This is a genomic window from Streptomyces ipomoeae 91-03 (assembly GCF_000317595.1).
GTDB classification, from domain to species: domain Bacteria; phylum Actinomycetota; class Actinomycetes; order Streptomycetales; family Streptomycetaceae; genus Streptomyces; species Streptomyces ipomoeae.
This window is the reverse complement of record NZ_AEJC01000090.1, coordinates 1-21056: the sequence shown is the minus strand read 5'-3', so window position 1 is coordinate 21056 and position 21056 is coordinate 1. Positions and strand designations below refer to the sequence as shown.

At 67.8% G+C, this 21056-nt stretch carries 17 protein-coding genes; 12 read left to right on the top strand and 5 right to left on the bottom strand.

Going from position 1 to position 21056, the window contains the following annotated elements:
• Positions 1-305 precede the first annotated feature (305 nt).
• Both STRIP9103_RS05580 and STRIP9103_RS05575 read left to right on the top strand, forming a co-directional pair.
• Positions 306-866, top strand: coding sequence for a MobC family plasmid mobilization relaxosome protein (locus STRIP9103_RS05580; RefSeq protein ID WP_009300339.1), 561 nt, complete (start codon positions 306-308; stop codon positions 864-866).
• Entirely contained in the window at positions 863-2578 is a 1716-nt protein-coding gene (locus tag STRIP9103_RS05575; RefSeq protein ID WP_009300355.1) for a relaxase/mobilization nuclease domain-containing protein, read from the top strand. The genes STRIP9103_RS05580 and STRIP9103_RS05575 overlap by 4 nt, the downstream gene beginning before the upstream one ends.
• Before the next feature lie 258 nt (positions 2579-2836).
• On the opposite strand, the gene STRIP9103_RS05570 is transcribed toward STRIP9103_RS05575, so the two are convergent.
• The gene (locus tag STRIP9103_RS05570) at positions 2837-3382 is read right to left on the bottom strand and encodes a flavoprotein (RefSeq protein WP_009300358.1); all 546 of its coding nucleotides are present in this window, start codon (positions 3380-3382) and stop codon (positions 2837-2839) included.
• A complete protein-coding gene (locus tag STRIP9103_RS05565) occupies positions 3379-4665 on the bottom strand; it encodes a helix-turn-helix domain-containing protein (protein WP_181800420.1) in 1287 nt (428 codons plus the stop codon). The genes STRIP9103_RS05570 and STRIP9103_RS05565 overlap by 4 nt, the downstream gene beginning before the upstream one ends.
• Before the next feature lie 176 nt (positions 4666-4841).
• On the opposite strand from STRIP9103_RS05565, the gene STRIP9103_RS05560 reads away from it, so the two are divergent.
• The 8 genes from STRIP9103_RS05560 to STRIP9103_RS05525 all read left to right on the top strand — a co-directional run bounded on the left by STRIP9103_RS05560 (position 4842) and on the right by STRIP9103_RS05525 (position 12547).
• Positions 4842-5273 (top strand): ATP-binding protein, encoded by a 432-nt coding sequence (locus STRIP9103_RS05560; protein ID WP_009300353.1) that lies wholly within the window; start codon positions 4842-4844, stop codon positions 5271-5273.
• A gap of 39 nt (positions 5274-5312) precedes the next feature.
• Positions 5313-6599, top strand: coding sequence for a UDP-N-acetylglucosamine 1-carboxyvinyltransferase (locus STRIP9103_RS05555; protein ID WP_048819753.1), 1287 nt, complete (start codon positions 5313-5315; stop codon positions 6597-6599).
• Positions 6596-7831, top strand: a complete 1236-nt coding sequence (locus STRIP9103_RS05550; protein ID WP_009300368.1) for a bifunctional UDP-sugar hydrolase/5'-nucleotidase — start codon at positions 6596-6598, stop codon at positions 7829-7831. Before STRIP9103_RS05555 ends, STRIP9103_RS05550 begins: the two co-directional genes overlap by 4 nt.
• Entirely contained in the window at positions 7828-8367 is a 540-nt protein-coding gene (gene dcd, locus STRIP9103_RS05545; RefSeq protein ID WP_009300351.1) for a dCTP deaminase, read from the top strand. Before STRIP9103_RS05550 ends, dcd begins: the two co-directional genes overlap by 4 nt.
• Positions 8364-8900, top strand: coding sequence for a dCTP deaminase (locus tag STRIP9103_RS05540; protein ID WP_009300343.1), 537 nt, complete (start codon positions 8364-8366; stop codon positions 8898-8900). Before dcd ends, STRIP9103_RS05540 begins: the two co-directional genes overlap by 4 nt.
• A complete protein-coding gene (locus STRIP9103_RS05535) occupies positions 8897-10012 on the top strand; it encodes a glycosyltransferase family 4 protein (protein WP_009300349.1) in 1116 nt (371 codons plus the stop codon). The genes STRIP9103_RS05540 and STRIP9103_RS05535 overlap by 4 nt, the downstream gene beginning before the upstream one ends.
• Before the next feature lie 100 nt (positions 10013-10112).
• The gene (locus STRIP9103_RS05530) at positions 10113-11156 is read left to right on the top strand and encodes a serine hydrolase domain-containing protein (RefSeq protein WP_009300348.1); all 1044 of its coding nucleotides are present in this window, start codon (positions 10113-10115) and stop codon (positions 11154-11156) included.
• 347 nt (positions 11157-11503) lie between these two features.
• Positions 11504-12547 (top strand): hypothetical protein, encoded by a 1044-nt coding sequence (locus STRIP9103_RS05525; RefSeq protein WP_158696851.1) that lies wholly within the window; start codon positions 11504-11506, stop codon positions 12545-12547.
• Positions 12548-12669: 122 nt separating this feature from the next.
• Here the strand turns inward: STRIP9103_RS05525 and STRIP9103_RS05520 are convergent, their stop codons facing one another.
• Positions 12670-13059, bottom strand: a complete 390-nt coding sequence (locus STRIP9103_RS05520) for a hypothetical protein (protein ID WP_009300344.1) — start codon at positions 13057-13059, stop codon at positions 12670-12672.
• 157 nt (positions 13060-13216) lie between these two features.
• Between STRIP9103_RS05520 and STRIP9103_RS05515 the strand changes: the two genes are divergently transcribed.
• The gene (locus STRIP9103_RS05515) at positions 13217-16033 is read left to right on the top strand and encodes a P-loop NTPase fold protein (RefSeq protein ID WP_009300369.1); all 2817 of its coding nucleotides are present in this window, start codon (positions 13217-13219) and stop codon (positions 16031-16033) included.
• Between the two features lie 709 nt (positions 16034-16742).
• Here STRIP9103_RS05515 and istB read toward each other — a convergent pair.
• Together istB and istA are read right to left on the bottom strand one after the other, a co-directional pair.
• Complete coding sequence (istB, locus tag STRIP9103_RS05510; RefSeq protein WP_009300341.1) at positions 16743-17597, bottom strand: IS21-like element helper ATPase IstB; 855 nt, start codon at positions 17595-17597, stop codon at positions 16743-16745.
• A complete protein-coding gene (istA, locus tag STRIP9103_RS05505) occupies positions 17597-18856 on the bottom strand; it encodes an IS21 family transposase (protein WP_009300346.1) in 1260 nt (419 codons plus the stop codon). Before istA ends, istB begins: the two co-directional genes overlap by 1 nt.
• Positions 18857-19228: 372 nt before the next feature.
• Here istA and ltrA point away from each other — a divergent pair, with 372 nt between their 5' ends.
• Positions 19229-20992 carry a group II intron reverse transcriptase/maturase gene (gene ltrA / locus STRIP9103_RS05500; RefSeq protein WP_234022126.1) on the top strand — a complete coding sequence of 588 codons (1764 nt, stop codon included), beginning with the start codon at positions 19229-19231 and terminating at the stop codon, positions 20990-20992.
• Positions 20993-21056 lie beyond the last annotated feature (64 nt).

Below are 21056 nucleotides of genomic sequence, written 5' to 3'. Positions count from 1 at the left end.
CCCCGGCCAGCCGACCATAGGTGCCGCTTGCCGCCCGTCAATCCACAGCTGTGGATGGCGCGCCGGCCACCAGCACTCCGCCAGTCCTTCCCCCCGACCTGCCTGCCCCCGCCTCTTCTGGAGAACCGCCTGTGACGCACGACCCGTACCGCTCCGATCACGCTCCAGACGAACCGCTGCCGCTGACGAAGTCCCCTACTCTGATGGGGCGTTTGCGGCAGGCGTTCGGACGGGCTGCCCCTGGCGGAGCCAGTAGTACCCCGAGTCCGACTCAAGGCCGGACGTCGGGGGTCTCCGCCCCGGGGATGGCGGAGACGGCCCAGCGCCAGGGGGCGCCGGACCAAGGGGTCGGAGCCGAGGGCGGCTCCGACCTGGACACACTCCATGCCGTCCAGCGAGCCGTCCTGCGCCCCGCAGACAGCGCAGCCATCGCCACCGGCGAGCCTGCCGTGCAGAGCGTGCAACCCACGATCCGCCGCTTCACCGGCACCAAGCGCAACGACCGTGTCGGCCCACTGCGCTTCACCGGCGACCAGCGAGCCCATCTCCAGCAGGCCGCTGCCGAGCACGGCTACAAGGGCGACTCCGGCTTCGCCGCCGACATCGTCCTCGCCTTCATCACCGGCCGGTTCACCGCCAACCTGCCCCTGTCCGAAGACCGCCGCCGCACCCACCACTTCCGTGTTCAGGTTCTGCGTCAGCTCAACCGGATCGGCGTCAACGTCAACCAGATCGCCCGCGCCCTCAACAGCGACCACACCCCACCCGACATACGCCAACGCCTCACCGAACTCCACCACCTGCTGGAGCTGATCGCCGAGGCCCTGCGCCAGCCCGTCGACCCGGAGACGGAGGCAGCCGCGTGATCGCCGCCATCAAGCCGGCCGGGATCAACACCCGGGGCCTGCTCGCCTACCTCTACGGCCGCGGAACCCACGACGAGCACTTCGACCCGCACATCGTGGCCGGCTTCGCGATGCTCGGCATGCCCGACCCCGGCCGTGACGAGAACGCCACCCTCACCGAGCTCGCCCGCTACCTCGACGAGCCGGTCTCCTTGCGCAACAGCGAGTTCGGCAAGCCGGTCACCGACCACGTCTGGCACTGCCCGGTCCGCGCCGCACCCGAGGACCGCTACCTCTCCGACACCGAGTGGGGCGAGATCGCCCAGAGCATCGTCCAGGCCGCCGGCATCGCTCCGTCCAGTGACGACCTGGCCTGCCGCTGGATCGCCGTGCGCCACGCCGACGACCACATCCACATCCTCGCCACCACCGTCCGCGAAGACGGCCGCCGCCCCAAACTCCACGACAGCGGCCTCCGCGTCGGCGACGCCTGCCGCGAGATCGAGAAGGACTACGGGCTCAGGCAGTTGAAGAAGGGCGACCGCACCGGCGCCCGCCGCCCCACCCAGGCCGAGATGCACAAGGCCCAACGCCTCGGCTGGGAACAGCCCAGCCCCGCCTGGCTCCAGGACCGCATCCGCGCCGCCATCCCGCACGCGACCAATGCCGAGGAATTCATCGCCTACCTCGAAGCCAGCGGCATCGAGGTCCAGGTCCGGCGCGGCCCGTCAGGAGACCTCCTGGGATACGCCGCCGGCCGCCCCGGCGACGTCAACGAGGCCGGCGAGCAGATCTACCACCCCGGAAGCAAGATCTCCCCCGACCTCTCCCTGCCCAAAATCAAGGCCCGTCTCGAATCCAGCCGCCCCGAAGAACACCCCACCGCCCGCCGTAACCACCCCAGCACCCCCTGGCACCAAGCCACCGATGCCCTCGACACCCTCCACACCGACCTCACCGACGACACCCACGCCCAAGCCCACATCACCGCCCTCGGCGAACTACTCGAAGCCACCGCCCAGACGGCACCCGCCCATCTGCGCGCCGAACTCCAAGCCGCCTCCAAGGCGTTCGCCAGGGCCCAGCGGTCCCAGATCCGGGCCGAAGACCGAGCCGCCCACGCCCTGCGCACCGCGGCACGCGACATCGTCCACACCGCCACCGGCCCCGACGGCAGCGCCCTGGCCGCACTCATCGCAGCCCTCGTCTGGGCCACCATCATCGCCGGACGCTGGCACGAAGCGAAGAACCACGCCCACCAGGCCGACGCCGCCCGCGAAGCCGTCCAGCACCTCCAGACAGCCGCCGACCGCGCCCTCGCCCCGACACTCGCCAACCTCACAGCCCGACCGCCCAGGGATCAAGCCCGCCGCGTTCTGGCCAGCGACGTACGAGCAGCCGTCCCCGACCACGCCGAGCGCATCCTCACCGACCCGGCCTGGCCCGCGCTCGCCACCGTCCTCGCCGACGCCGAAGCCCGCGGCCACCAACCCCACCAACTCCTCAAGGAAGCCACCGCACAGCGAGAGCTGACCACCGCCCGCCAGCCCGCCCGCGTCCTCATCACCCGTATCCAGCACACCGGCCGCAACCCAGCGCCGAACCGCCGTGCCGAAGCCGCCCGCCTGCAGACGACCATGGCAGGCTCGGTCTCCACTCAGCAGACCGGAAACGGTCGGATCCCGGCGGTGACTTCATCACCTACCGAACAGCAGCACCGACAGCGCCGGTAGGTACCCAGCGCAGTGTGCCCATCCGGCATGGCCAAATCAGACTTGGAAGCGGAAGGTGGCTGGCCCGCTGTCTCGACACCACGGCGCCCGCGAGGCGCTGGAGGTTCGGGTCGAACCCTCATTGACGTGGTGGACGTGGTACTTGGGCGGGCCGGCGGCGGGTTCTGAGCCGGTACAAGCACTCCGACTGAGAGGCCATGAACGGGCCCGGCTACCGGTGCTGGCCTGTAGGCGTGACGGCGCACGGCGCAGCTCTGATCACGACCGCTCGGACAGCCCAGGGGCGAGCAGCTCCAGTACTTCCTCCCACCGGTAGCGGTCGGCCCCGCCGCCGGCCTTCGGGCGATGGGGCTCGTACGAGCCGATCAGGACGCCCATCTCGCGGAGCTGCTCCAAGCTCCTGCGGTAGGCGGGGTGGGCGGCCTGGGCGGAGTTGAGGTACGGCAGTACGGCGATGGGGACGTCCATGGCGGGTGCTTCGCACAGGATGCCGAGGGCGAGGTTGTCGGAGATTCCGGCGGCCCACTTGTTGACGGTGTTGAAGCTGGCCGGGGCGACCGCGACGGCATCGGCGGGCCGGGTCGGGCGCGGTTCGCCCGCCGAGCGCCAGGCGGAGCGGATGGGGCGCCCGATCTGGCCCTCCACCGCCTCCACATCAAGAAAACCGAGCCCTTGTGGTGTGGCGACGACGCCGACGTCCCACTGCCGCTCGTGCGCTGCGGTGATCAGCTTGCCGACGTCCCCGGCGACTCCGGCCGCGCAAACCACGATCTGGAGGAACGGCTTGTCGGGCTGGTCACTCACGCGGGCACTCCCAGTTGGCGGCTGAAGTGGTGCAGCTCGGGCAGGGCCCGGCGGCGGTCGCGGGCTGCCATGTCGGCGACCAGTTCGCGTACGGCCGGGCGGCGGATGTCCTGTGCCGCGCAGCTCTCGGCGATGCGCAGGGCCTGGTAGCCGTCGGCGAGTCTGCCCTGCTGACTGTAGGCGCGGGCGGTCTCCACCCACAGGGCGGCTCGGCGCTCGGGGACGGGAATGTGGCGGCGCATGAGGGGCCGGGCGGTCTGCAGGGCTATGCCGGCGTCGCCGAAGGAGACGGCCGCGCTGACCTCGTGCAGGGCGACGTTGGTGGGGCTGAAGTTCGCCCAGGCGTCCGGTTGGTCGAAGGCGACGTAGCGGGCCACTTCCTTGGCCTCGGTGAGGAAGTCCTGGGTGGTGTCGCGGTCGCCGTTTCTGCTGGCGGCGGTCGCCCCGCGCAGCAGGAGCAGTCCGAGTGACGCCAGGTAGCGGGGGGAGCGCTGGTCGTAGGAGCCGGTGAGCTGGTCGGCGGTGTGTCGGATCATGTTCACGGCCTGGGCGGTGTGCTTGTCCCGTACGAGGACGTGGGCGTGCACGCGGACGCTGGCGGCGAGGACGACCGGGTCTCCGGACCGTTCAGCCTCGGCCATGGCCCGACCGGCCGCGAGCCAGGCGTTGCCCTGGTCGGCTCGTTTCAGCAGCAGGCTCACCGATGTCTGGTACGCGGTCGCGAGCAGCCCGGACGCCTCCGCCGAGCCGGAGGAACCTCCGCCGGCGGCTTGGCGCAGGTCGGCGATCAGCCCTGGCAGGGCCTGCTCCAGTTCCGCGTAGTCGCACACGTAGAACATCCGGCGTACTGCCCGCACCCGGTCCCGCAGCTCGTTGATTCCCAAGGCTTGGCCGGTGGCGGCGGGGCTGGTGCCCGGCATCAGAACCTGGATCAGGTCGTGATGCGCAGCGGTCGACGACGATGGTGACGGCGGAGCCGCGAGCGCGGCCACGCTCGCGGCAAGGAAGGTACGGCGGTGCATGTCCTCTGCTCCGGGCTCAGGGGCGGGGCCGGTGTCAGATGCGGCGGCGAGGCCGAGACGGTGCGGTGGAATGTCCAGCACCTGCGCGACCTCGCGCAGCGTGCGCACGTCCTCCGTGCCTTTGCCGCTCTCCAGGCGGCTCACCTTCGACTGGTGATACCCCAGTGCGGCGGCCACGTCCTTCTGCGAGCGCCGCTGTAAAACACGTGCCTGACGGATCACTTCGCCGATCCGTCTCGCCTCGCTCTGTTCTTCGGCCATCTGTGCCACGGCCCCTCCTGCCGTCGCCGATCCTGCCTGCTCAACCGAGCGTAACCGAGCGGCAATTCACCGCGATGCGGCTCCTGCATAAGTGATGCAGCCCCGGCACACGGCGTAGTCCCGCTCGCCTCCCAAGCGGTTGCGTGGAGCAGCCGCACCGATCCAGGAGGCAGCTCATGGAAGCGCACCAGATCCGATTCTCCGTTCACGGCACACCTGCCGCCGCGCGCTCCGCTCGGCAGCAGCTCGCGAACGGGATACGGCGCTGGGACCCCTCCCTCGACCAGGACCTGTTGAACACGGCAGAGCTGGTCGCCGCCGAGCTGCTGACGAACGCGGTACGGCACGCGGGCCAGGGCCCGATCTCGGCCGGCGCCCGCCTCAACGGCGAGCGTCTGCTGATCGAGGTGACCGATGCCGACCGCAAGGTCCCACGAGCCGGACTGCCGGACATGGAGGCAGAAGGCGGTCGCGGCCTGTTCCTCGTCGCCGCCCTGGCCGATTGCCACGGAGTCGATCCGCTGCCCTCCGGCAAACGGTGCTGGGCCGAGTTCAAGGTCGGCGCCCCAGCCCAGCCCTCACGACACGTACCTCTGCAAAGGAGTTGACGGTTGACAGCCGTACGGATCCCTCCAGTCGCCGCCGAAGTGGTGGCCATCCGACCCGGGAGCCCTCTCACCGGTTCCGTGACGGTCGACGGGTCCAAGAACGCAGCCCTGCCGCTCTTGGCAGCCGCGGCGGCTCTGCAACGCCCCGTGCACGTGGGTAACGTCCCGGCGAACGCCGACGTCGAGACGATGCTCGCCCTGCTTCAGCAGGCCGGCTGGCACACGGCCCGGCCCGTCAGCGACCCGCAGACCGCAGTGATCCTGCCGGGCCACAAGCCCGAAGCCGGGACCGACCTCGACATCGCCGCCCGCATCCGGGCCTCGTACTACCTCGTCCCCGCCCTGCTGGGCACGTACGGGCGGGCCCGGCTCCCCTGGCCGGGCGGCTGCCGGATCGGGGAACGCGGCATGGAGCAGCACTTCAAGGTCTACGAACACTTCGGCGACCGCACTACCGTCGACGACGACGGCTACGTTGTGGAGGCAGCCGGCACTCCCAGGGCCGGAACCGTCGCGATCACACTGCCCTTCCGCTCCCGGGGCGCGACCATCGCCGCCCTCCTGCGCGCGGTCGTGGCCGGACGGCCACTGCGGCTGGGGATGCCCAACCTCTCGCCGGAGGTGCTCGCTGTCGTAGAAGCGTTGCGGGCGGCTGGCTGGCAGTGCCAAGTGAGCGAGGCGCTTCTCGCTCTCGCGCCGTCCTTGTCCGTTCCTCCGGAGAGCATCGTGTGGCGGGTTCCCGGCGACAAGATCGAGGCTGGGACTTTGGCGTGCGCGGTCGCGGTCACAGGCGGCGACACGCGCATCTGCGGCGTACGCGCTGACGATGTCGTCCCCTTGGTCAGGGCCCTCCGATGGCTCGGAGTCCCCGCCGACACGGAGGACGACGTACTCATCGTCCGAGCGCGAGACAGCCGTCCCACCAGCCGGTCACTTCGAGCTGTCGCTTCCCTCGCCCCCAGTGGCCTGGACGCCGACTTCGAGCCCTCCCTGATGGCCTTGGCCCTCACCCGCCCCGGCACCCACCTCTTCTCCGACACCATCAACCCCGGCCGCCACGGCAACCTGCTGCCGCAGCTGGCCCGTCTCGGTGCCGTGATCCACGAACTGTCCCCCACCAAGTGCCGTCTCACCGGTCCGCAGCAGTTGACCGGCGCCGGAGTGGAGGCCACCGACATCCGCACCGGCTCCGCCCTGCTCATCGCCGGCCTGACCGCGCACGGCGTCACCACCCTGGGCGGCCTCGACCAGCTCCGACGCGGCCACGCCGACCTCCCCACCAAGCTGTACGCCCTCGGCGCCGACATCTGTGAGGTCACGCCATGAACCGACAGTTACGGCGGATCATCGCCACGACCGATGTCCACTCCGCCTTCGCCTCCCCCGCACCGATGCTCGCCCACCTCCATGCCGCCAGGGCCGAGAGCCTGATCGTGGACTGCGGCGACTTCTTCGAAGGCAGCGGCTTCTACCGCCTCGGCCAGGGCCAGATCGAGCACGAGATCCTCACCAGCCTCTACGACTTGCTGGCCCCCGGGAATCACGGTTGGCGGCACCATTTCGAGCCGGGGCTGCGCGAGATGACCGTGTGCGCCAACACGACTGACGACGCTGGCAAGCCCCTCTTCGACCGCGTACGCATCGAGCAGATCGCCGGCCGACGCGTCGCCGTCACCGCAGTGATCGGGGCCCAGGCGTTCGACGCGATTCCCGCCGGCGATCGCATCGGTCACCACGTCACCGATTCTGCCCAGGCCCTGCGCGAGGTGATGCTCGCACTCCACCACCGCGCCGACACCTGGATCGTGCTGTCCCACTCCGGCTTCGACGAGGACCTGAAGCTGGCCGCCGCCTGCCCCTTCGCGAACGTCATCTTCTCCGGGCACTGCCACAGCGACACGTACGGTCCCGTAGCCGTCGGCGACACCCTCGTCGTCAAAGGACACGAACTCGGCATCGGGTACGCCGCCGCAGAGCCCGTCGGAACCGGCTGGGCCGCCCGCACGACCACCTTCCCCCGCTCGCACGAGTTCCCCAAGGACCTTGCCACGGTGCAAGACAAGATCGCACTTGTCGACCGGACACTCGCGAGCCCGCTCGGCATCGTGAACGAGCCTTATCGAAATACCCGGTTGGACCGGCACCAGCTGCTGACAGAGATCGCCGGCCGACTGCACTCGGGCCTCGGCGCGGACGCGGTCGTCCTCAACGAGAGCGCCCTGCGTTCCACACCTCTCGGCGAAGTGCTCACCCTTGGCGACCTGCTGACCATCGAGCCCTTCGACAACCAACTCGTGCACGCCCGCCTCCTCGACGACCGCGCCCACGACCACGAGAAGCTGCTTGGCGACCTCATCAAACGCGTCGGCCCTCTGGTCACCGCTCCCACTCCTCTGCACCCGGCCACGAGCAGCGTGCTGACGACTGACTACCTCGCCAACAGCCACCTCGGCGGACGAACACATCAAGCCGGACTACGGCTCTGCCAAGCCGTACGAAGCGTCCTGGCCACACCCCTGGCAGACACCGACCCCACCGTCGCAGGAGGCGAGCGATGATCCTCACCGGACCCGAGATCACCGCCGCTGCCCACGACGGCCGCCTGACCATCGCCCCCTTCGAACCGGATCAGGTCAGCCCCAACAGCTACAACGTCCGCCTCGGCCCCACCCTGCTGACCTACACCGACACCGTGATCGACGCCCACCGCCCCAACCCCACCCACGAGATCACGATCGGGAAGAGCGGATACGTACTCCGGCCCGGCGAGCTGTACCTCGGACACACCGTCGAACAGGTCGGCTCCGACACCTACGTACCGCTGCTCTTCGGCCGCTCCTCCGTCGGCAGGCTCGGCCTGTTCGTCGAGATCACCGCCCCGATCGGCGACATCGGCTTCCACGGCCAGTGGACGCTGATGCTCTCCCCGATCCGCCCGCTACGGGTGTACGTGGGCATGCGCATCGGGCAGATCATGTTCTTCGTCTCCACCGGCGCCGTCGCCCCCTACCAGGGCAAGTACCAGGCTGCCCTCGGCCCGCAGCCCTCCGCCTACTGGCGCGACACGGCCCCGCTCAAGGCGGTCGCCTCGTGATCCTCACCGGCCCCGCGATCAGCGCCGCCATCCAGGCAGGCGAGATCACGATCGACCCGTACGACCCCGCCCGCCTCTCCCCGAACGCCTACGACTGGCGACTCGGCGACACCATCCGTATTTGCGACGGCGACCTGGACGCAGCTGTCCCCACCGAGTGCACCGAGCAGACGATCCCCGCCGCGGGCCTGGTGCTGAAGCCAGGTGTTCTCTACCTCGGCGTCACGCTGGAGAGAACGGGCTCCGAGACGTACGCGCAGATGCTCAACGGCGATCGGAGCATCGGTGCGCTCGGCATCTGGGTCCACGTCTCCGCCCCGCTCGGCCACCAAGGCCACGCCATCCGCTGGACCCTGGAGATCCGTGCCGCCCGGCCGGTGCGCCTCTACGCGGGCATGACCTTCGGCAAGCTCGTCTTCCTCACCGCCTTCGGCACACCGGCCAGCTACCAGCAGCAGGACGCCAAGTACGCGGCGACGGACGGCATCGACATTTCCCGCCTCTACGAAGAGAACCCCGGAGGAGTCCGGTGACCCCGCAACCGACCGCTGGGCCGCTGGCCGCCACCCTGCTCGACCTGCCCGCCGGAAGCCCGGGAGGCAGCGTCGAACTCTTCCTCGACCTCTACACGGGCGAGCAACCGCTCATCCCGGCGCGAGCGTTCATGCTCGCTCCCACCGGCCCGCGCCCTCACCTCCCGGCCGGGCTTGATCTCCTCCAAGTCCCCGGGAAGTGTCTGGAGGGCCCAGCCTTCGGCCGATACGTCGCCGCCCTGCGCTCGGCACTGACGGCCGCGATCGACCCGACCCGGATCGACGTCCTGCACCTGCAGCACCTCACCTTCGGCGCCACCCCCGCCCTGATCCGCGCGCTCCCCGCACACCCCCGCATCGCCCTGGTCCACGGCACCGACCTGCTCTTCGCCGAGGCCCACCGAGACCAACTCCAGGTACTGCACGAGACCACGAAGGCCGCCGACGCCATCGTCGTCCCCACCAACGCGATGGCCGACCAACTCCGCAAACTCGTCCCGCTGGTCAACCGGCGCAAGATCACCCACATCCCCTGGGGCATCCCCGACCACCTGATCACCGACCCACCGGCCCGGCCTCCCCGCTCTCCGACGAGCCATCTGCGGTTGCTGTACGCGGGTCGACTCACGGCCGAGAAGGGCGGCGAGGCCCTGGTGAAGGGCCTGGCCTCGGTTCCGGGCGTCGAACTGAGCGTCGCCGCACCCCAAGCTCAGTTCCAAGCTCTGATGCCACTCCTGCAACGAGCCGGCATACGAGCCCGCTACCTCGGCTGGCTCCGCCGCCCACAGCTGTGGAAGACCTTCACCGAGCACGACCTACTAGTCATGCCCTCCACAACCTTGGAGGCCATGGGCCTGGTCGCACTGGAGGCCCAAGCCTGCGGCCTCGCCGTCCTCTACCAACCCGTACCCGGCCTCAGCGAAACCCTCGCCGCCTCCGGCGTGGCAACCAACTTCACCAAACCCGCAGCCCTCGCCCGCGACCTGGACCGGCTACGCACGACACCCGGCCTGCTCCCGGCCCTCCGCCAGACGGGCCACGCGAACGCCGCCCGCTACCCGCTCTCCACCACAGCCCAGGCCCTGACCGACCTGGGCCGCCGGCTCACCTAGAACGCCCAGCGACAGCTGCCGTCCGACACGCCATTGCCCGGCCCCACCCACCCCCATCACTACGCTGACCGGCGGGATGCCCACAGCGAACAGGAAGACCATGACGTACCGCACTGACCACATCGAAGCCCTGCTCGACGAAGGCGTCCGCGACAAGGTCTACCCAGGCGCCGTCTGGGCCGTCGGCGACGCCTCGGGCATCCGAGCCCAAGGCACGACAGGAGTTCTCAACCCCGACGAACCGAACGCTCCGATGCGCCCCGACACCGTCTTCGACGCCGCGAGCCTCACCAAGATCCTCGCCGTCTGGTCCTCCGTCGGGGCCCTGTGGGAGGAGGGCAAACTCGACCTCGACTCCCCGCTCGGCAAGTTCTGGATGGAGGTCGAAGGCCACCCGCTCGCGGCCGTGACGGCCCGCCAACTCCTCACCCACACCTCTGGTGTCCCGCTACGGGCCCAACTGAAGAACCTGTACGGCACCGACCCCCAGGACATCCGCGACGGCGTACTGCACGAAGCCCTGCACCGCCCGCCGGGCGAGGCCGTCGAGTACACCGACCGGGCCGCGCTCATCCTCGGCTACCTCGCCGAACACCTCTCCGGCCAGACCCTCGACCAGCTCGCCACGGATCGGACCTGGCAGCCCCTGGGCATGAACTCCACATGCTTCGGCCCCCTACCCGCCGAGACCGCCGCCCGATGCGCGCCCACCGAACTCGACCCGGAGACCAACACCCATCTCAAGGGCACCGCCCACGACTTTTCCGCCCGCCTCCTCGGCGGCGTATGCGGCATCGCCGGCGCCTTCACCGTTCTCGACGACCTCGCCCGCTTCCTCCGTTACATGCTGGACCAGAACAGCGTCCAGGAGCGGGCAGGATTTGGGTCCGCGTGGACGGCGGAGTCACTCACCACGCAGACAGGCTCCCTGACTCCTGCGCGCGGTCTCTTCTGGCACCCCGCACCCAGCGTCGATCCTTCTGACGGCATCTGGGTCCACTACGGCTTCACGGGGACCGGCATGTGGATCTCCCCCCGGCTCCAACGGTGGGCGGTCCTGCTGACCAATAAGCTCTACTACACCCGCGACCGCCAACCCCTGACGGACATCCGCAACACCTTCCGCGCATCTGTCTTCAACTGAGCCCGTTGGCTGGATGGAAAGAGCGAATGCCCCGACCGGCGAATCCACCCTCCAGTTCTCGTTCATCAGCCCTTCGGCGAGGTAATGGAGCTCCCGCACCTCTTCCAGCCCGAAGGCGCTGGCCAGCTCGGCGAGGATGCTGCCGGGGATATCAGTCCGGTCGGCCACGGTCGCATCAGTCACCCGACGGACGATACGCGAGCACAGCACGCCCACACACGAGGATCAGGCACTGACAGGGCTCCTTGAACCTCACCAGTCCTGCTCTTCCCTGTGGTTGGTTGCGGGCTCAACCAGGAGGCCGGGGCCGCCTGAGAGGGGCTCCAGCAAGAAGCGTGTCACCAGCAGTGAACAGCGTCCAACCTCTGATCTGCATCAAACCGTTCGGGCGCGCCGTGTGTCTGCCGGAGCATGAGGGCATGTCGATTTGGTACCGGACTGCTGACCCCATTCGCGCCCACTGGAAGCGCGCCTTGTTCCCCGTCGGGTTTGTCGTGAATGTCTGGAGCAATCAGCTTTACGACACCCGGCATCGGGCGTTTGCTGTGGTGCTTTTCGTCTGCAGTCTTGTTCTCACTCTTTGGTCGGCGCGTCAGTGGCGGGGATTCACCGAAAGCTGGCACGCACCGAAACAAATCCGCCGCTGGCTGATAGCTACGTTCCACACGCCTGCATGGATCAGGCGCCGGGAGAAGCTGAAGGTGGTGGTCTGGGGGGTGATCGCATTCAAGGCGTTCATGTATCCGCTCAACCTGTTCGACCGGATCGTCGCGGCCCCTGAGCAGTTCCTCGACCATGGCAAGGACGCTTTGAAGATGCTGGCGTTCTGCTTCCTCTTCCCTCATTTCGCTCGCTGGCTCGAACCAAAGGACAACCTGCTTGAACGGCTTGAGGGCCGCGTCCTGCGGGCCATGGCCAGCCGGACGCTGGCAAACTTCAATGGGGCTTGCGGTGCGGCGGTGTTGCTGTACGCAGTGCTTTCCATACCCTCCCGTGACTACATCAAGGCGTTGCCAGCCCTGGCGGTTACCATCGGCATCGCCACGGTGGTGGCAACGCACAAGATGTGGACTCGCTATCGCAAGCTGTGCACGCAGGCCCACAAGAACATCCAAGCCCTGATGCGGGCGCTGGAACAGCACCCCGGAACCGAGAATCAGTCGGTCGCGGATGCCTGGGAGACGGTGGAGCTGGACCTGCGCACCCGAGTTGACACGGGCTACGCCTTCGGTATGCGCTTCGCCCCGAAGGCGGTCATCGCCGCACTCAGCGAGGCTGTGGACACGGCGGGCAAAGGGCTGCCCGGCCACCAGGAGGCCCGGGATCAGGCACTGGCTGACTTGAAGATCATTCGGAGTGTGTGCGCCCAGCGTCTCGATTCGGTGGCGTGAGGCGTTTTGCGGCTTCTGCGCGGCTCTTGTTGGCAGCCCTGATAGCCAGCCAGGTGAGGGAACGTCACGAAGGAGGCCCTGGCCTCGGCCATCGGCAACCGGGATGACGCCGGGAGGCGGCTTCAGCCAGCGCTGCCGTACTGGGATTGCAACCTGCTGACGAGGCCGCTGATCTCTGTCGGGGAGAACACCGTGACATCGGTGGCGTCCGCGACGGCGATCTGCCACCGGTCGCGGTCGTCTCGGGCCACCTGGACGGGCGGCTTCGCCAGCCACGTGGAGTCGATGCCGCGCCGTACGACCACGCCGATGAGCGTCGGAAGCGACGGCACGAGGCCGAGCAGGGAACCGGGGGTCATGAGCAGATCAGCGAGCGCCTCGATCGCGTCGTCGCCCCGCACGCCTTCCGCGCTGAATCGAAACTGCCCATCACCCTGATCCATCAAGGTCACAGCCAAGTACGTACAGTCCTCGTGGCGCTCCCACGGGGGAATCTTCCAGAAGAAGGTCATTGCCCCATCTTCCCCTGCACTCACCGGAGTCGACGGGACGACAGCCGACTCTGCGCGGCACGGTGACGCGTTCCAGCCACGAGCCGAGGTACGCCTGCTATCCGTGCCCGAGCGGGGCTAGCATCCGCGAACTGAAACCCGGGGGAGGGCGAGACGGATGGTGTGGTCCTTACTGAACAAGCCCTGGTTGCGCCCAGTGGTTCAGCTGGTTCAGCTTTTTGCAGCACCGAACCGAGATGAGGTCTACGAACGGTGCGTCGACGCGGCGCTCGATGACCCCCCACGCGCACGCAAGCTCGGCAAGCGGCCGGGAACCTCAAGGCACGATGTATTCCGTGAGATGCACAACGCCATGTACCGCACCGCGGCCTACGCTCAAGCGAACGGGGCAGAGCGGGCCGCGTACGACAAAGCCCTGGTCGACCTCGAACGGGCACGAGCCAGGCAACAGGCCGCTGCCGATGAGGCGGAATGGAACTGGAAAATTGTCTGCGCACTGCTGCCGGCCGTTGGCCTCATCGTGCTCATCACCAGCGGCTTCCTGGCGCTGCTGATAGCCCTCCTCAGCGCCGCACTGCTGACCTTCATCCTGTTCTGGAGTGGTACCGCCGTCTGGTTCAACCTCCGGTACTGCCTGCTCGCCGCAGCGCTCGGCATCTCCTGCGCGGCGGCACGTGTCGAGCTCGGCTATCGCGCCGTGGCCTGGGGCGCAACCCTCCACGACGACGGCATCGTCCCCATGATGGACGGCATGATCCGCCACCTCCTGGGCGAAGATCCCGACTCCCTCTTCGTCCCGCAAGGCACTTCGAAGGGCCTGCGCGCACCCCGAGCACCGGGCTTTGCCGTCCCCACCGAGGCCATGGAGCAGCTACAGCGCAAGCTCAGCCATCTGGACGAGGGCACCATCGCGGTCTGCGGGCCCCGCGGCGTCGGCAAGTCGACCCTGTTGGAACACGCCACCGAGCAAGCAGACTTCGGCTTCGTGATCCAGGCGCCGGCCACCTACGCTCCGTATGACTTCCTGGTCTCGCTCTCGGTGCGCCTGTGCCAGGAGTACATGCAGCACGAAGGCTACGCGGTACCGGAATTCGCGCGACTGTCCCCTTTCCACCGGATGCTGCAGAGCGCGCGCCGCCGCATCAAAGCCCTGGGCCGCTGGTCTTCCTTCGCTCTGCCTGCGGCGGCCCTGCTCGTCCTGGGAGCCTCGTCAGCCGCCCGCTCGCTGTATGCCCAATACAGAGATTCAGTCTCCGACTACGCACACACCGTGGCGCACGCCGTCCGGGACTGGCTCCGCGACGTGTGGAACGGACATGCCGTCGTCACCAGCGTCACGCTCATCGTCGTCGGCATCGCCTGGTGGCTGTCCCGCCACGACCCCTGGATCCCCCGGACCCTGGGGAAGTTGTGGAGCAGACACGGGGCCAAGCTGGGTTTCATCCTCGCCCTCGCCAGCCTGGCCAGCGTCTTCCTCGACCCGCAGCTTCGCCAGCTCGCACCCCACGTGGACTTCAACACCTTCTTCGTGGCCGGGCTGCTGGCCGCAGGATGGTTCTACTCATGGGCCGCCAGCCAGTCGCATAGACTGGGCCTGGCGCACCTGGATATCGGCCGGTGGACGGTGTACGCCAGCGACGCCTGCAGACTTCTCGCCGCCTGCCTGGGCACCTATCTTCTGTACTTCCTGATCCGCACGCCCTCGACCTACGAGCTCCTCGCCGACCCGCAAAACCCGCTGCGGCTCGCCGGCCTGGTCACCGGCACCCTGCTCGCCCGCGCTGCCGGCTGGCGGCCCAGGCCCGCAAAACCCCACCTCATCACCCGCTGTGAGAACCACCTCTACCGGCTGCAGACCATCCAGACGACGACCAACACCCTGTCCAACGGCACCGCCCAGATCATGACGCTGGGCAGCTCACACGCCACATCCATCTCCACGATGCCACCCAACTTCCCCGCGCTGGTCGAAGAGTTCCGTGACCTCCTGACCGACATCGCCGAAGTCCTGGCCGGCAGGAAACAGCGCATCCTTATCGCCATCGACGAAGTCGACCGCCTCGGCTCCGACGCACAGGCCCTCGCCTTCCTCGCGGAGATCAAGGCCATCCTGGGCGTCCGCCACGTCTATTACCTGATCTCCGTCGCGGAGGACGTCGGCGCCGCGTTCGTCCGCCGCGGCCTGCCCCACCGGGATGTCACCGACAGCTCACTGGACGACATCATCCACGTGGAAGCCTGCACCCTCAAAGAAGCCAAGGCCATCCTCGACAAGCGATCCGAGGACCACACACCCCACACCGCGCTCCTGGCCCACAGCCTCTCCGGCGGACTCCTCCGCGACCTGCTGCGCTACGGCCTGCAGATCGAAGAGATACAGGCCAAAACACGGACGCACGAGCTCCCTCACCTCGCGCGCGAGCTCATCCTCGAAGAACTCTCCGAGACGCTGGCCGGATTTCGCACCCTGCTCAGCAAACAGCAGTGGACCCAGGACACCAGCGGCATCCTCAGCGACTTCCGCACACTCTGCGGGCACCTCAAAGCCTCACGGTGTGGCTGCTCCGACGGGCCGCTGCTGTACGCCCTCGAGCACTTCGCCCACCAACCTCCTGGCGCCCAGCCGAGCCACGGCGACATCACCGACAACGCCCGCCAACTCATCGACGAAGCCGCCGCCTACAGTTACTTCTCCCTCACCCTGCTGGAAATCTTCACCGCCCCCGGACTCGACCGGCGCAGCGAAAACGCCTTTGCGCAGGGCTCCTACGGAGCTTACGAGCGACTCGCCGAGGCGCGCCTCGAACTGGGCATTTCCCCCTATAGCGCACGCACCCTCATCACCCACATACGCAAGGCATGGTCCCTCAACGACAGCCCCAGCATCGACATCATCGCAACCGCCCTCCGCCAACGGTCCTGCCCTCTGCACGGATCACGACCTGACGCATTCGGCTTGAGGAGGAGCCGCTAGGCGAACGAGCCCCCGTCCCGTCCGCCCAGCGGCAAATGAGCCACGCAGCGCCGCCCAATCTTCCTCAGAGGGCGGAATGAGAGTGCATAGGAGTTTTGTCGTCACCTGAACGTGTGGCGGTTCGGCATCCCGGCCGGTCGGCGGCCATGGGCATGTTGGGCTGGGCATCGTGAGCGAGCGCAAGCCCTACAAGACCGACGTGAGTGACGAGCAGTGGGCACTGGTCGGTGCGACACGAAGTCGCGCATTTCGAGTGAACTCGCAGATCGGAGGCCGGTTATAGGCCGGATGCGTAGTTCCTGATCAGTGTTCGAGATCAGTCCCCGCCCTGGCGTGCGTTCACAGGTCCCGCTTGTGAGGGTGCGAAGCCCAGGGAAGAAGCCCAAGGGCCCCCGCTCCGTCCGGGGGAGCAACCGGGCGAGGGGAAGGCCGGACGGGCGAACGCAAGTGAACCCCCGATGATGCCTCGTCAGCCCAAGCCTTGGGTGACGGGACGAGGACCAGGGTGCAAGGGCCTGGCCGCTGGAAGAGGCGGCAAGCGGCGGCCGGGGACGATCAACCGGTCGTGGGAACACCGCTGGCCCCGGGGTGTAGGGGGCGCCCATCCCGGCCGTGTCTCGTGTGCGCGGAACGTGGAATGTCGGCGGCGGCTGAACCGTGACCCACTTTGGCCGAGTCAAAACGGACCCATTTATGCCGTTTGTGCGTGTTAGTCGTTGTCGTGGTCGGTGGGGATGCGTCCGAGTTCGCGTCCCCGCATGCGATACGAATCGCCCTTGAAGGAGTGGACCTCGGCATGGTGGACGAGCCGGTCGATCATGGCTGCGGCCACGGTCTCGTCGCCGAAGACCTCTCCCCAGCGCCCGAAGGGCTTGTTGCTGGTGACGATCACGGATGCCCGTTCGTATCTGTTCGAGATGAGCTGGAAGAACAGGTTCGCGGCCTCGGCCTCGAAGGGAATGTATCCGACCTCATCGACCACGATCAGCGGATAGCGGCCGAGCTTGGTCAGTTCCTGCTGGAGGCGTCCAGCCTGGTGGGCGGCGGCGAGCCGGTCGACCCACTCCGAGGCGGTGGCAAACGCGACGCGGTGGCCGGCCTGACAGGCGCGGACCCCGAGCCCGATCGCGAGATGTGTCTTCCCGGTGCCCGGCGGGCCCAGAAAGACGGCGTTCTCCTTCCCGGCGATGAAGTCCAACGTGCCCAGATGCGCGAGCTGTTGGCGCGTCAGACCGCGCAGATGGGTGACATCCAGTTCCTCAACCGTCTTGATCGCGGGGAACCGGGCGGCGCGGACACGGGCCTCGCCGCCGTGCGATTCGCGGGCGGACACTTCGCGCTGGAGGCAGGCGACGAGGTATTCGGCGTGGGTCCAGGATTCCTTGCGGGCGCGTTCGGCAAGCCGGTCGGCGGCGTCCAGCAGGGCCGGGGCCTTCATCGCTCGGGCGAGGAAGGCCAGGTCAGCGGCGGTCTGCTGACCTGTGCGGCGACTCGTCGTCCCCGTCTTGGCGGTGGTGGCCGTCTTCTCGGGCGCCTCGCCGTCGGCTATGGCGGTGCGGGGCATCAGCCAGCCTCCCTCTGGTCATCGCCGCCACCGTCGATGACGGTGAACAGCCGGTCGTAGGTGCCCAGTTCGCGCTGTTCGACCTCGACCAGCGGACCGGTGCCGGCCGCCTCGGCCCGGCGGGCGGCCTGCTGACGGTGTACTTCCTGGCGCATCACGATGCCGGCGGCCGCGTGGTCGGGGTCGGTGATGGTCTGGTGGCGGGCCCAGCACCGGGGGTGCTGGGCGACGATCTCCCCACCCGCGGCCAGCACGATGACCTGGTCGTTGTCGCAGAGCACGGTCACCATCCGCCCGATCGCGGCGGGGGCGACGGAGTAGTCGTTGGTGTCGATGCGGACGTAGTGGTCGCGGCCGAGACGGATCTGGAATCTCCACCAGGAGGGCGGGTCGACCGGTGGCAGCGCGAGCATCCCGGCCCGGTCGGCCTCCCACCGGTCGGTGGGACGGGCCTGCAAAGTGCGGTGCTGGCGCCGGTTGGCGACCTTCAGCCAGGCGGCCAGCTGGGTGTTGAAATCGTCCGGTCCGGCGAAATGACGGCCCGGCAGGAAGCTCGTCTCCAGATAGCCATTGGCCCTCTCCACCAGCCCTTTTGCTTCTGGATCACGAGGGCGGCAGAGATGGATCTTGGTGGCGAGCAGGCCCGCGAACGCCGCGAACTCACCAGTCACCCGGCCCCGGCCGACACCCGCCTCGTTGTCCCAGACGAGCATCCTCGGCACCGCATTCCACTCGGACAGCAGCCGCCAGTGCCCGTCGATCAGGTCCCCGGTCCGCCGCGAGGGCAGCATCCGTGCCGCGATCACCCGCGAGTAGCCGGAGACCATCACCAGCACCGGCGGCCGGCCCGTCTGCCCATAACCGAGCGGGATGTCCGCCTCCGGGAACCACAGGTCGCACTGGGCCAGCTCGCCCGGCCGATACGTCGTCCGCGACACCGGATCGACCGGCGCATAGGCAGGGCGCAGCTCACGGACCCTCTCCTTCAGGATCGTCATCCCGCGTTCCCAGCCGATCCGCTCCGCGATCACCGTAGCCGGCATCGTCGGCGTCTCCCGCAGCAGCTCGCGGATCTGCACCTCGACCGCGTCGACGGCCGAGCCCTTCAGCGGTCGCTCGTACTTCGGCGGCCGGTCGTGCGCCAGCGCCCGCTTCACGGTGTTCTTCGAGATGCCCAGGTGCCGCGCGATCGCCCGGATCGGCATCTGCTCGGCCCGGTGCAACCGGCGGATCTCTGCCCAGTCCTCCACAAGGATCACCCTTCCCTCCTGACCTTGATCAACAAGGCCAGATTCAGGCAAAGGGCATAAAGTGGGTCAGATTTGATACGCCGTCAGTGACCCCGTTTTCGGCCGTCGCCGAGATGGAAACCCCGTCGGGGTCCGGGCCTTTTGGCTCGGTAGGCCGATCGTGAGAGGGGCGGAACTCCTCGGCGGGACAGGAAGCCCAAGAAGCGGATGCCGGCGGCCGAAAGGCAGCGGGACTCGGGACATGTGGTTGCCTCTCCAGGCGGCTGTCTCGGGGAACCGGCCGGATGCCGGTCCTTGCGGCCGGGTCCCGACAGGGGAGCTGACGTGGGCTGGTGAGCCTTTGACGACCGAGGCCCGGGGCCTCCCGAACCGAGGGGCAAGTTGGACACCGCGGTGAACGGACCCAAGGACGTTGCCGAATGGGACGACGTCGCGTGGCGTCACCACGAGGACAACGTAGTGAGGCTGAGGCAGAGGATCTTCAAGGCGACGCGGGAAGAGGACTGGGCCCTGGTCCGGTCCTTGCAGAAACTGATGCTGAGATCCTGGTCGAACACGCTGATCAGCGTGCGGCAGGTGACTCAGCGCAACGCTGGACGTCGGACGGCCGGGATCGACGGGGAGACCGCCCTGTCACCCGAGGCCAGGATGGACGTGGCTGTGCGCGTGCACCATACGCGCTCGTCCTGGAATCCACTGCCGGTCCGGCGCGTGTACATTCCAAAGGCCAATGGAAAACAACGGCCGCTCGGTATCCCTGTGATTATGGACCGATGCCATCAGGCGCGCGTCCGTAACGCACTGGAACCCGAGTGGGAAGCGCGCTTCGAGCCGAAATCCTATGGATTCCGGCCGGGCCGCAGCTGTGCGGACGCCATCGGCTCTCTCTACTCCACGCTGAAAGGCTCCCGGGTCAGGAGGCTGTGGATTCTGGATGCCGACTTGTCCGCCGCGTTCGACAGAATCGACCACGAACAACTGCTCAAAGCGATCGGGTCCTTCCCGGCCAGGGAAATGATCCGGGGATGGCTGAAAGCGGGAGTGGTCGAGGACGGCCTGCACACGCCGACGGAAGAGGGATCACCTCAAGGCGGTGTAATCAGCCCGCTGTTGATGAACGTTGCACTCCATGGCCTGGAGGAAGCTGCCGGAGTCCGCTATCTCGCATCCGGACGTACTTCCGGAGAAACGACGCGAGGAGCTCCGGTGCTGGTGCGATACGCCGACGATATGGTCGCCTGCTGTCACTCTCGGCAGCAAGCAGAGCAGGTCAAGGCGCAGCTTGCAGCGTGGCTGGCTCCCAGAGGGCTGACCTTCAACGAGGAGAAGACGCGCATTGTGCATCTCTCCGAAGGTTTCGACTTCCTGGGATTCACTCTCCGTCAGTTTCACGGGTCCAAGCTGATCATCAAACCAAACAAGAAGGCGATCAAGCGGATACGGAAAAGGCTCACGGGCGAGATGCGAAACCTTCGCGGATCGAATGTGGTGGCGGTCATCGCCAAACTCAACCCGATCATTCGGGGCTGGGCGGCCTACTACCGTGGGGCGGTGTCCAGCCGGGTCTTCTCGGATCTGGACTCTCATGTGTGGCGGCTCACATACAAGTGGGCCAAGCACTCCCACCCCAACAAGCCGAAGAAGTGGATTGTGTGCCGCTACTACGGCAAGTTCAATAAGTACAGGAACGACTACTGGGTGTTCGGCGATCGCAGCTGTACCAGCGAAAGCGGCGGCACCTTTCACGTGGTCAAATTCTCATGGACAAATATCGTCCGGCACCAGCTGGTCACGGGCGGGGCGTCACCCGACGACCCCGGCCTGCAGGACTACTGGGCCAAAAGGCGGAGGAAGGTCAAACCCCCGCTGGACAACTACAATCTGAACCTGCTCGCCAAGCAGGAAGGACGCTGTCCACTCTGCGGGGACTACATCCTCACCGCCAACCAGCCACCGCAGTCCCCGCACGAATGGGAACGCTGGTGGCTGAACACCGTCCGCAGAGCGGTAGCCGCCAGCTACCTCACTCACCACGGGCGGAGCGGCACGCCGGACGGACCGCAGACTCGCCTGGTACACGCCTCTTGCCATCGTGGTCTCCGAGCGAGAACACGCAGGAGACTTGCAGTCTCTGCATCACCGTGAAGCCCTTGGGGCTTGCTTGAGCCGTGGTGCCTGGAAAACGGGCATGCCCGGTTCTGAGGGGGCG